The following is an 11,707-nucleotide window of genomic DNA, read 5'->3' on the forward strand; positions in this document are numbered from 1 at the left end:
GGCGGAATTGGTAGACGCACTAGTTTCAGGTACTAGCGAGTAACATCGTGGAGGTTCGAGTCCTCTCCTGGGCACCAAGTTTAACGAGAACCTGTGAAGGTTTTCAAAATATCGAAGCCGCTGTGAATACAGCGGCTTTTTTATTTCCCGCCTCCATGCCCCGACGCCGCTTCCCGAGACGCTGGCGGAATGAATTTAAAAAAATCTTCATCCACTCGCCAGAAGCCGCAATTACTTGTTCTATAATTCAAGGCTGATCTGAAAGCCCAGGTGGCGGAATTGGTAGACGCACTAGTTTCAGGTACTAGCGAGTAACATCGTGGAGGTTCGAGTCCTCTCCTGGGCACCAAACAATAAAAAAGCCGTTGCAACCGCAACGGCTTTTTTTATTCCTGCCCCGCCCTCGACAGGTGGGCAACGGGCGGCTCTTCGTGGCCATCAATGCCCTGCGCAGTCTACGCTCCGGACAAGCCCTCCCCGGCCCTGCTCAAAGATCAGGTATCAACCGCTTTCCCAGTGAAAACGCCTCGTCGCGCGCATAGCCGAGGGCATCGTAGAAATGCAGGACCCGGGCATTGCTGGTACGCACCAGCACATTGACCTTGGGACACCCGAGCCGCAGCAAGCGCAGCTCCACCTCCGCCATGAGACGGCGCCCCAGCGCCAGCCGCTGATGCCCCGGTGCCACCGCGAGGTAGTACACGGAGCCCCGGTGGCCGTCATAGCCCGCCATGGCGGTGCCCACGAGCCGTTCCGCCATGCCGTCTCGCGCCGGCACCACCGCCACCAGAAAAAGTTCTGGCTGCACCAGAAGCTTGCGGGCGATGTCCTTGTGAGGATCGTTCCAGGGGCGGACGAGCCCGCAGTCGTGCCACAGCGCCACCGCGGCAGCCTCATCGGCCGCCCCGAAAGGCCGGATGTGCACCGGCAACCCGCCAGCCATCGCTTCTTTGGCCCTCTTACTTGCGCAGCAGTGCCTTGAGCGCGTTCTGAAGGCGGCGCGCATTGGCCGCGTCGCTGGCGCTGGCCAGCACGCGGGCCGCGTCCTGCCCCCAGGTCTGCGCTGGCGCGGGATCGTTGCGGCGCGTGAGCAGTTGCAGCTGCAGCATGCGCCGGGCGGCGATGTGCTCCGCGGGCGTGGGCGCCTCTGCGGCCATCTCCAGGCGCAGCAGCGCTTCCGAGGCATCGCCCTTCGGCGCCGCCGACAGGGCCTGCGCCCAGGCGTTGCGCACCGATGCCGTCACACCCGCTCCGAGATCCTGCGTGCTGGGCACCAGGCCCGCGTCGCGCTTTTCCCACGCGGTCAGCAATTGCGTCAGTGCCTCGCCGTGGGCTTGCGCCGCCAGTTTTTTCAGGGCCAGCTGGGCATGCTCCATGGCTTCGCGCTGCGCGCGGAAAGCGGTGTCTCCCAGGCGCGGGCCCCGGTCTTCCTGCGCAGGACGGTCGCCGAAACGGCCACCCCGGTCATTGCGGTCGCCAAAACGGCCGTCTGGACGCGGGCCGCCACGGCCGGCATCACGGTCGCCAGGGCGGCCATCCCGGCGGTCGCCGGGGCGCGCACCACGGCCCGGCGCAGCAGGCGCATCCTTCTTCATGCCCGGCCGGTCGTCACCGCGCACGGCCACCACGGGCCGCGCCACGGGCTTGGGTGCCACGGGCGCCGGTGCGCAAGCCACCGGCTCCGCCTCCACACCCTCGGCCACCGGATCCGCCGGAGCTTCCGAAGCGGATTCAGCCGCCATGGCGGACTGGCTCTGCTCGTCCTTCTGCGCCGAGGCCACGGCCTGCGCGGCCTGCGCCTGACCGCGCAGCGCGGCCTCCAGCGCCTGCATGGCAGAGCGGATCTGCTGCGCATCCCCCGTCGCATTGGCGGCTTCCAGGGACTTGGAGGCCTCCAGCACCACGCGGTCGCGGGCGCTCAATTCGGTGACTGCGCGCTCACGGTCTGCGGACTTGCGGTTGAAAGCCTCGTCGATGGGCTTGCGGAACGCATCCCACAGCTTTTGCTCGTGCTTGCGGTCCAGCGGCACCGTCTGCGCCTCGGCCTGCCAGCGCTGCTGGAGCGCCTTGACCGCATCGATGCGCAGCGCGGGCGCAGCCCCCAATGCGGTGGCTTCGTCGATCATGGCGTGGCGACGCGCCAGGCTCTCCTTCTGGGCTGCTTCCAGCGGGGCCGCCGCCGAGGCGATGGCCTGCTTCCACAAGGGCTGCAGCTCGGCAAAGATCTTCTCGCCCACATGACCACCTTCGCGCCAGCGGTCGCCAAACTGGTGGAGCGCGCGGTTGATGGCCTTCCAGTCACCCGACGCCGCGTGCGCTTGCGACCATGCCTTGAGCTCCTCGATCAGTGCCAGGCGCTGCGCCTTGTGCTCGGCAGCCTCCGTGCGGATCTTGTCCAGCCAGGCCTCGACCACCTTGTGGGCCGCGTTGCAGGCTTCATCGAATTTTTTCCACAGCGCATGGTTGGGTGCGCCCCCCTGGTCCGCCTGCTTCCATTGGTCGCGCAGGTTGCGCAGGATTTCCTGCATCTTGCGGCCACCCAGGGCCTGGCCTTCAGGACGGTTGAGCAAGGCCTCGGCCTTGGCCACCAGGTCCTCGCGCACCTGGTCGGCACTCCAGCGCTGCCAGCCCTCCAGCTCGCCAGCCGCCACCAGGGCCGCGTGCACCTGCTGCTCCAGGGCATTGTCGATGTGCTTTCCATGCACCTTGAGCACGGCGCGCAGCGCGGCTGCAGCACCCGCGCTGGCCTTGCCATGGCCTTCGGCGGTTTCCTTTTCGAGGACGGCCAGGGCTTCGCGCACGCTTTGCGCGGCCTTCTCGATCACTTCAGGAGCTGCCTTGGGCTTGGCCGCACGCGCAGGCTTGGCCGCGGCCGCCGCAGCAGCGGCCTCCGTGGGCAGGCCGCGCGCGGCGCGCAGCTCGTCGGCCCATACGGGCACGGGCGGCAGTGCAGCGCTGGCATCGGCCGCGGCCGCCACGGCCTGGGCGACGGCGGGCTGGAAAGCCTCCCACACCACCAGCAACTGGGTGCGCGACGCATCGAGCAGCGCAGGAAAGCGCGCTTCCACGCTCGCCCAGCTGGCATCGCTGGTGAGTTCCTGTGCCTGTTCCTGCCAGCGGGCCACATCGGCACGCAGGAGTTCGAGCGCCGCCTGCGCATCGCGCCAGGGCTTGGTGGAAAGCACTTCGATGCGCTGGGCCAGCAGCACGGCGGCCTCCCGCTGCACCTGCACGCGATGCTGCAGGTCTTCGATCACTTTCACACGGTCCGCGACCTGCACCTTGAGCAGCGACAACGGCTCGCGCGACAGCGGCGCACCGGCCTTGGCCGCATCGCGCTGCCAGGCCATGGCATCGGCGATATTGAGCTTGGGGGCCGCAAGAAGGGCCTGTGCCTTTTCCGCCCACTCGGCGGCGATGGCCTCCTGCCCCTTGGCGCGGCGGATTTCGTCAAGGCGCTCGCGCACCGCGCGGGCTGCGCCCTTGTCACGGCCGCTCAACTCCTTGAAGACCTCCTGCAACTGCTCCGGGGCAGGCTGCGTGGCCAGCCAGTCGCGGATGCGGGAGGCGCGCTCACCAGAGGTGGCGGCAGAAAAGGCGCCGCCGGTCAACGCATCAAGCGGATGCGGCTCATGGGTTTTGGCCGGGGCCGGATTCACTTCAGGTGCGTCGGACATTTTGCTGCGGGAAAAAAATGGAAACATGGATCCAATGGATAACAAAGGCTCCCCCAGGCGCATTGCCTGGAGGCCCGCCCTGGCAACCGCACTGCACGCGCGCCAAGGCAACAAGGAGACTATTTTCACCGGGTTCGGCCAACAGACCGCAGCATGGCGCTGCGCCAAACCCCGAGGGTGATCTGGCACAAGGCTTTGCCAGACGGGCTGACATGCTGCGACCCCCGCAAGGGGCATCGCCCGCGACTCCGGGCGAACTGTCGCCGCTCTAGGGAACAGCCCCCATTATCTATATATAAGCGCCGCTAGCCCAGACAGCCCGCCAGCACAAACAAGAAAGCCCGGCGGACAGTGCCTCAAGGCCTGCCTGCCGGGCTTGACGGCTGACACAACGGTCTTTGCCATCGGTCGCAAATGCGGAGATGAAGGTCCACACTGCGAGGAGGCAAGGTATTGCCTCCAGGGGGTGCCTTGGAATCCTCATCTGCTGCACCAGGGCACTGAATGCCTTTGGAGGGAGACTTGGTTTCGTCTGGCGATGCCTGAAATCAACAGGCAACTGAACCTTACCAAAGTAGTTGCCGCAGTTCAAACTGGATTCTCAATGGCGAAAAGTCCACCGATTGAATTTGACATGAGCTTGTAACAACCCGCCTGAGGCCACAGGCCCCAAACGTCCGCCAGCACCCCAAAAACTGTGATTTTTTACATATTTTTTATAACTTATTTGTCTTATGATTCAATTCATTAGTATTGACTAAGCATTTAGTGACCTCCTAGAATCCGCCAGCCCCAAAAACAGGCTAGTAAAAACCCCAACCCGCTGCCGAACCCGGCTAAGTCAAACCAGGCCCAAAGCACCCCAGAGATGTGCGGCCCACTTGATGGCGTACCAATCCAGGCGACCCGCTGAGACGGGACAGTCACCGATGACTGCCCAGGCTCAGTGCGGCGCTTCAGAAAGGAAGAGCTATGACAGCGTCAGGAAAAATAGTCTCCGGCGTGCGGACCTTCGTGGCCGACGTGACCGAAGGTTTTCTTGAAATCACCCACAACAGCTTCGCCCTCATCGGCCTGGCTGTGGCCTTTGTCGTGATCACCCTCACGGCCCGCCCGGACCTGCGCCAGGCAGGCGAAGCGCAATTGATGAACTGGCTGCAGGCCCGCCAGGTGGAAGTGCTTGGCATGCCCATCGAGCCGGAGGCCAGCGAGCGCGCCACGGCGGGCAATCCCAAGGACCTGCCCAAGGAGCAGGCCGCCGTCGCCTTCTGGCTCAGCAAGAAGTACCGCGTTGCCCCCGAGCCGCTGAGCGTGCTGGTGGCAGAGGCCTATGAAATTGGCGCGAAGTCCAAGATCGATCCCACGCTGATCCTGGCCATCATGGCCATCGAGTCGAGCTTCAACCCGTTTGCGCAAAGCGCGGTGGGCGCCCAGGGGCTGATGCAGGTGATGACCAACGTGCATACCGACAAGTACCAGAACTTCGGGGGGCACTTTGCGGCCTTCGATCCCGTGAGCAACCTGCGCGTGGGCGTGAAGGTCCTGCAGGAATGCATTTCGCGCGCGGGTTCCGTGGAGGGCGGGCTACGCTTTTACGTGGGCGCCGGCAACCTGGCCGACGACGGCGGCTATGCCGCCAAGGTGATGGCCGAGCATTTCCGCCTGCGCCAGGTGGCCGGCGGCCGCTCCATGCCCACCGCGCCACCGCCCACGCTGTCCACCCAGGCACCCGCCCAGATCATCCCGGTGTCTGCGCCGCCCGCGACGCCAGCGGCGGTGGCGGCCGACAAGGTGGCTCTGCTGACGGGGCTCTGAGCCGATCCTGTGCCGCCGGCCGGGGCGCCATGACCCCGGGGCGCACGGCACTTCGCGCGATGCGACACAGGTTGCGCATGCCACGTCAGCTACACTAGCGGGGTACGCGACTGGCGATAGGCGCGGCATCCCGCACACAGGGTGCTGCCGCTGACGTGGAAACCAGCAAGGGCTTGCCCCTTGTGAACCACTGGGAAGCGTGCCGCACGGGGTTCATCCTTCTGCGTTCCGCCGTTCGCCTGGGCAGCCCTTGTTTCAAGGGACACAAGTTCATAGGACTGCCAATCATGTACGACCGCAATATTCTTGTCGAACAAACCGACCCCGAACTCTTTGCCGCCATCCAGGCTGAAAACGCCCGGCAAGAGCACCACATCGAGCTGATCGCCAGCGAGAACTACGCCTCCCCCGCGGTGATGTGGGCGCAGGGCACGCAGCTGACCAACAAGTACGCCGAAGGCTATCCCGGCAAGCGCTACTACGGTGGCTGCGAGCACGTGGACGTGGCCGAGCAGCTGGCCATCGACCGCGTCAAGCAGATCTTCGGTGCCGAGGCCGCCAACGTGCAGCCCCACTGCGGCGCATCCGCCAACGAGGCGGTGTTCCTCGCGTTCCTCAAGCCCGGCGACACCATCATGGGCATGAGCCTGGCCGAAGGCGGCCACCTCACGCACGGCATGCCGCTGAACATGTCGGGCAAGTGGTTCAACGTGGTCTCCTACGGCCTCGATGCCAACGAAGCTCTGGACTACGACGCCATGGAGAAGAAGGCGCACGAAACCCGCCCCAAGCTCATCATCGCCGGTGCCTCGGCCTACAGCCTGCACATCGACTTCGCACGCTTTGCCAAGGTGGCCAAGGACGTGGGCGCGATCTTCATGGTGGACATGGCCCACTACGCCGGCCTGATCGCCGCGGGCGTGTACCCCAACCCCGTGCCCCATGCCGACGTGGTCACCAGCACCACGCACAAGAGCCTGCGCGGCCCGCGCGGCGGCATCATCCTGATGAAGGCCGAGCACGAGAAGGCCATCAACAGCGCCATCTTCCCCGGCCTGCAGGGCGGCCCGCTGATGCATGTGATCGCGGCCAAGGCCGTGGCCTTCAAGGAAGCGCTGCAGCCCGAGTTCAAGGCCTACCAGGAGCAGGTGGCCAAGAACGCCAAGGTGGTGGCCGAGACGCTGACCGCGCGCGGCCTGCGCATCGTGTCCGGCGGCACGCAAAGCCACGTGATGCTGGTGGACCTGCGTGCCAAGGGCATTACTGGCAAGGAAGCCGAGGCCGTGCTGGGTGCCGCCCACATGACCATCAACAAGAACGCGATCCCCAACGACCCCGAAAAGCCGATGGTGACCAGCGGCGTGCGCATTGGCACCCCCGCCATGACCACGCGCGGCTTCAAGGAAGAAGAAGCCCGCATCACGGCCAACCTGATCGCCGATGTGCTGGACAACCCCCGCGACGAGGCCAACATCGCGGCGGTGCGTGCCAAGGTCAATGCGCTGACGGCCCGCTTCCCGGTCTACCGTTAACTTCACCGGTCAGCAGCCGCCATGAAGTGCCCCTTCTGCAGCAACCTGGAAACGCAAGTCGTCGAAACGCGGGTGTCTGAAGATGGGGTGTTCATCCGCCGCCGCCGCCAGTGCGGCGCGTGCGACAAGCGCTTTACCACCTACGAACGGCCGGAAGTGAGCTTCCCGGCCATCGTGAAGAAGGATGGCCGGCGCATCGAGTACGAACGCGCCAAGCTGCTCGCTTCCTTCAATCTGGCGCTGCGCAAGCGCCCGGTCAGCACGGACCAGATCGACAGCGCCATCGAGCGCATCGAGGAAAAGCTGCTCAACCTCGGCCAGCGCGAAGTGATCTCCAGCCGCATCGGCGAGCTGGTCATGCGCGAGCTCAAGAAGCTCGACAAGGTGGCCTACATCCGCTTTGCCAGCGTGTACCGCAGTTTCGAGGACATCGACGACTTCCGCGCGATGGTGGACGAAGTGCGCAAATAGCCGCCGCGGCGCCCACGGCCCGTTTGTTGCCGGGCTGGGCTGCCCACGCACCCGCCGCCAGCCAGCCAGGCCCAGCGGCCACCTTGGCGATGCGCTATCAAAAATATAGCTTTCGGCGCTTGAAGTAAAAGCGCCAGAGGCTATTTTCATGGGCAAAACACCCCCCTGGTGCACAGAAACACCGCGGCTGCCCGACAATGCCTGCGGTGAAAACCCGCCACTTCCTGCAGCTGGTGCTGCTGTCGGCCCTCTGGGGCGCTTCGTTTCTCTTCATCCGCATCGCAAGCCCGCTGCTGGGGCCCAACGTGATGGCCGCCCTGCGCATCGGGCTGGGCACGCTGACCCTGGTCGCCATCATGCGGGCGGCCGGCGAGCCCTGGCCGTGGCGCCACTGGCGCGAGCTGTTCGGGCTGGGCACGCTCACCGTGGCGGTGCCGTTCCTGCTGTATGCCTGGGCCGCCTTGCACCTGCCGGCGGGCTACAGCTCATTGCTCAACACGATGGCCGTTCCCTTCAGCGTGCTCGCGGCCGCGTGGATGAAGGAGGACACGCTGAGCCAGCGCAAGTGGCTGGGCTGCCTGTGTGGCTTCGCGGGCGTGGCCCTGATCGTGCAGCTCGGCCCGGTGGAGCCCACGCCGTCCCTGCTGGTCGCGGCACTGGCCTGCATCATCGCGTCGGCCTGCTACGGGGTCTCCACCACCTGGATGAAGCGGGCCACCACGCGCATGTCGCCCCTGTCGATCGCCGCGGGCATCCACGCCGCCGCGCTGGTGCTGCTGCTGCCGGGCGCCGCATGGAGCCTGCCCGAAGCCCGCTTCACCCCCGGGGCCGTGGCGGCGGTGGCGGTCATGGGCATCGCCACCTCGGGCCTGGCCTACTGGCTCAACCTGCGCGTGCTCGCCCAGGTATCCCCGGTGGCGGCGATGAGTTCCGCGTTCATGATCCCGCTGTTCGGGGTGGCCTGGGGGCATGTGTTCCTGGGCGAGGCCCTGGGCCCCGGCATGCTCTGGGGCGGCGCGCTCGTGCTGGTGGCCACCGGCCTGGTCACGGGCTTCAACCCGCTGCGCTGGCTGGCGGCACTGCGCCCGGGCAAGGAATAGCCGCCGCCGCTCAACGCACGGCGCGCGCGACGGACGTGATGCGGTTGGTAGCAGGCACGGCCACCGGACTCTGCGTGCGGAAGTAGGCCTCCAGCGCGTCCAGGTCCAGCCCGCCCACCAGGCGGTCGCGCCCTTCGGTCAGCACGGTGAAGTTGTCTCCGCCGCTGTCGAGGTAGCTGCTCATCACCACGCGCACCGGCATGTCGTCGCGCAGCGCAGCACCCTGCAGCACCATCTGGCTGACGCGCTCGCCCGCCGGCCGGGACAGGTCGAACTGGTAGGCAAAGCCCGATGAGACCGACAGCACGCGGGGCCGCTGCACGGTGTTGCTGCCGCTGGCGAACTGCTGCTCCAGCACCGCCCTGATCTGCGCACCCGTGAAGGTCTTGACGACCAGCTGGTTGCCAAAGGGCTGCACGGCAAACAGCTGCCCGTAGCGCACCAGGCCCTGCACATCCGGTACCAGGTCGGCACGCAGCCCCCCCGGGTTCATGAAGGACAGCTGCGCCCCGCCCTGCTCCGGCGCGCGCGTGGCGTGGAGCTGCGCATCGGCGACCAGGTTGCCCAGGGCGCTCTCCAGCGAGGGCGTCAGCACGCGGCGCAGGGCCGACACAGCCTGCCCCACCGGGCGCTGCGCCAGCGGTATGGCCGCCGCGCGGTAGGTGTCGACGATCTTTTGCACCGCCGGATCGGCCGGGAAGGAAGGCACGGCCGAGGTCATGGGCACGTGTCCCTGGCTGCCGGTGAAGGCCTCTCCCTGCACGATGACGTTGCGCGCCGTCTTGCGCACCACGCGGCGCGTGCGGGTGTCCACACGCAGCTGGATGTCGGTGAGCAGCGTCCCATACTGGCCTGCACTGGTCAGCAGGAAGGGCCTGGCGGGATTCACACGGGCGTAGTCGCACACGTAGGCCTGGTGCGTGTGGCCGGAGACCACCACGTCCACCGCGGGGTCCAGGCGCTCCAGGATGGGGACGATGTCGCCGGAGAGGCCCGCGCAGCTGGTCTCCTGCACCCCGGCCGTGGTGCTGCCGCCTTCATGGATGACGACCGCGATCACGTCGGCGCCCTGCGCCTTGAGCTGGGGAATCAGGGCATTGGCCGTGGCCGCCTCGTCCTCGAAGCGCAGCCCGGCCACGCCCGAGGGGCTCACCATGGTGGGCGTGGCCTGGAGCGTGAGCCCGATGACGCCCAGCGTCACCGTGGTGCCACCCTGCGTGAAGCGCTTGAGCCCCGTCGCGGGCAGCAGTGTCCGCCCGTCCTCGACGCGCACCGTGTTCGCGGCCAGGAAGCCAAAGCGGGCGCCCTTGAATGGCTGGCTGATCTGGCAGGGCTGGCGCGCCGTGAACTTCTCGCAACCTCCCTGCTGCAGGCGCAGCAGCTCGCGCCAGCCGCGGTCGAACTCATGGTTGCCCACCGCGTTGAAGTCGATCTGCATCTCGTTGACAGCCTCGATGGTGGGCTCGTCCAGGAACAGCGAGGACACCAGCGGCGACGCACCGACCATGTCGCCGGCGGACACGACCGCGTGGTGCGGCCCCCGCGCCTTGAGGGCTGCGATGGCGCTCGCGAAGTACGCCATCCCGCCCGCGGGCACCGCCACCGGTCCCGTGGGGCTTGGAACGGCATGCGCCATGCGGGGCGGCTCCATGTTGCCATGCAGGTCGTTGAAGCCGATGAGCGTGATGTCGATGTGCGCGGGTGCCGGATCGCCGGCCCATCGCGTGGCCGTGCCGCAGCCCGCTAGGAGGCCCCCGAGGACGCCCGCCGCCGCGAGCACCGCGCCGCCGCGCGCCCATCCTGAACCACGGAATGCCTGTGCCAACAACCTGCGCATGGAGAGTGCCTTGTCCAGTCCAGTAAAAAGGGCGCGCATCCCTGCACGCCCCGCAAACCACGGCGGCGAAGCGCCCGGGCCGGGCCCGGTGCGCTCTGCCATGCCGATTCCTACAGAAACGATGCCTGGATGGGCGGCACCGGCGGCACCACATCGCCACACTGCGCGCGGTGGCGCAGGGCATGGTCCATGACGACCAGCGCCAGCAGCGCCTCGGCGATGGGCGCAGCGCGGATGCCCACGCAGGGGTCGTGGCGGCCCTTGGTGACGACCTCGGTGCTCTTGCCGTGCACATCGATCGATTCGCGCGGGCTGATGATGGAGCTGGTGGGCTTGATCGCGATGCTCACCTCCAGGTCCTGCCCGGTGCTGATGCCGCCCAGCACGCCGCCCGCGTTGTTCGTGCGAAAGCCCTGGGGCGTCATCGAATCGCCATGCATCGTGCCCCGGTGGGCCACGCTGGCAAAGCCCGCGCCGATCTCCACGCCCTTCACCGCGTTCAGGCCCATCATGGCGTGGGCGATGTCGGCATCGAGCTTGTCGTACAGCGGCTCGCCCAGCCCCACGGGCACGCCGGTGGCCTGCACGCGGATGCGGGCACCGCAAGAATCACCGGCCTTGCGCAGGGCGTCCATGTAATCTTCGTACTGCTGCACGTCGGCCACGGGGGCGAAGAAGGGATTGCTGCGCACGTGGTCCCAGCTCTCGAACGGGATGGACAGGTCGCCCAGCTGTGTCATGCAGGCGCGGAACTGCACGCCGTACCGCTGCGCAAGCCACTTCTTGGCCACGGCGCCAGCGGCCACCGTGGGCGCCGTCAGGCGGGCGGAAGACCGGCCTCCGCCGCGCGGGTCGCGGATGCCGTACTTGTGCCAGTAGGTGTAGTCGGCATGGCCGGGGCGAAAGCTCTCGGCGATGTTGCTGTAGTCCTTGCTGCGCTGGTCGGTGTTGCGGATCAGCAGCGCAATCGGCGTGCCGGTGGTCTTGCCTTCGTACACGCCCGACAGGATCTCCACCGCATCGGGCTCGTTGCGCTGGGTGACGTGGCGGCTGGTGCCGGGGCGGCGCCGGTCCAGGTCGGCCTGGATGTCGGCCTCGGCGAGCGCCATGCCGGGCGGACAGCCGTCGATCACGCAGCCAATGGCCGGGCCGTGGGATTCACCAAAGTTGGTGACTGCGAATAGGGATCCGAAAGTATTGCCGCTCATGGCGCGGGATTATCCCAGAGCGGCCGCACGGCCGCGCCTTGCCCCCGGGGTGATGGCCCGTGCCGTG

8 protein-coding genes, 2 tRNA genes and 1 riboswitch are annotated in these 11,707 nt (G+C 67.0%); of the genes, 6 read left to right on the top strand and 4 right to left on the bottom strand.

Annotated features, from left to right (window positions below; translation table 11 throughout):
* A tRNA-Leu gene (locus tag AC07OD_RS15670) sits at positions 1–77 on the top strand.
* 187 nt (positions 78–264) lie between these two features.
* A tRNA-Leu gene (locus tag AC07OD_RS15675) sits at positions 265–349 on the top strand.
* A 138-nt stretch (positions 350–487) separates the two neighbouring features.
* Here AC07OD_RS15675 and AC07OD_RS15680 read toward each other — a convergent pair.
* Complete coding sequence (locus tag AC07OD_RS15680) at positions 488–925, bottom strand: GNAT family acetyltransferase (RefSeq protein WP_369643762.1); 438 nt, start codon at positions 923–925, stop codon at positions 488–490.
* A 34-nt stretch (positions 926–959) separates the two neighbouring features.
* Complete coding sequence (locus tag AC07OD_RS15685; RefSeq protein ID WP_494597419.1) at positions 960–3,704, bottom strand: DUF349 domain-containing protein; 2,745 nt, start codon at positions 3,702–3,704, stop codon at positions 960–962.
* 945 nt (positions 3,705–4,649) lie between these two features.
* Here AC07OD_RS15685 and AC07OD_RS15690 point away from each other — a divergent pair.
* From AC07OD_RS15690 to AC07OD_RS15705, 4 genes are all read left to right on the top strand, one after another.
* Positions 4,650–5,492: a lytic transglycosylase domain-containing protein gene (locus AC07OD_RS15690; RefSeq protein ID WP_218297713.1), complete on the top strand. Its 843-nt coding sequence runs from the start codon at positions 4,650–4,652 to the stop codon at positions 5,490–5,492.
* Positions 5,493–5,588: 96 nt separating this feature from the next.
* Positions 5,589–5,744, top strand: a riboswitch (ZMP/ZTP riboswitch).
* Positions 5,745–5,779: 35 nt separating this feature from the next.
* A complete protein-coding gene (gene glyA, locus AC07OD_RS15695; RefSeq protein ID WP_218297714.1) occupies positions 5,780–7,024 on the top strand; it encodes a serine hydroxymethyltransferase in 1,245 nt (414 codons plus the stop codon).
* A 21-nt stretch (positions 7,025–7,045) separates the two neighbouring features.
* Positions 7,046–7,495, top strand: a complete 450-nt coding sequence (nrdR, locus tag AC07OD_RS15700) for a transcriptional regulator NrdR (RefSeq protein WP_218297715.1) — start codon at positions 7,046–7,048, stop codon at positions 7,493–7,495.
* A gap of 197 nt (positions 7,496–7,692) precedes the next feature.
* Positions 7,693–8,595, top strand: a complete 903-nt coding sequence (locus tag AC07OD_RS15705) for a DMT family transporter (protein ID WP_218341573.1) — start codon at positions 7,693–7,695, stop codon at positions 8,593–8,595.
* A gap of 10 nt (positions 8,596–8,605) precedes the next feature.
* On the opposite strand, the gene AC07OD_RS15710 is transcribed toward AC07OD_RS15705, so the two are convergent.
* Entirely contained in the window at positions 8,606–10,432 is a 1,827-nt protein-coding gene (locus AC07OD_RS15710; protein WP_494597420.1) for a bifunctional metallophosphatase/5'-nucleotidase, read from the bottom strand.
* A gap of 110 nt (positions 10,433–10,542) precedes the next feature.
* The gene (aroC, locus tag AC07OD_RS15715; RefSeq protein WP_218297718.1) at positions 10,543–11,640 is read right to left on the bottom strand and encodes a chorismate synthase; all 1,098 of its coding nucleotides are present in this window, start codon (positions 11,638–11,640) and stop codon (positions 10,543–10,545) included.
* Positions 11,641–11,707: the final 67 nt, after the last annotated feature.

This window comes from Acidovorax sp. GW821-FHT10E03 (genome assembly GCF_059415205.1).

Coding starts and splice junctions, on each gene's coding strand:
- AC07OD_RS15685 (WP_494597419.1), bottom strand. CDS start 3,704: ATGTTTCCATTTTTTTCCCGCAGCAAAATGTCCGACGCACCTGAAGTG.
- AC07OD_RS15690 (WP_218297713.1), top strand. CDS start 4,650: ATGACAGCGTCAGGAAAAATAGTCTCCGGCGTGCGGACCTTCGTGGCC.
- glyA (WP_218297714.1), top strand. CDS start 5,780: ATGTACGACCGCAATATTCTTGTCGAACAAACCGACCCCGAACTCTTT.
- nrdR (WP_218297715.1), top strand. CDS start 7,046: ATGAAGTGCCCCTTCTGCAGCAACCTGGAAACGCAAGTCGTCGAAACG.
- AC07OD_RS15705 (WP_218341573.1), top strand. CDS start 7,693: ATGCCTGCGGTGAAAACCCGCCACTTCCTGCAGCTGGTGCTGCTGTCG.
- AC07OD_RS15710 (WP_494597420.1), bottom strand. CDS start 10,432: ATGCGCAGGTTGTTGGCACAGGCATTCCGTGGTTCAGGATGGGCGCGC.
- aroC (WP_218297718.1), bottom strand. CDS start 11,640: ATGAGCGGCAATACTTTCGGATCCCTATTCGCAGTCACCAACTTTGGT.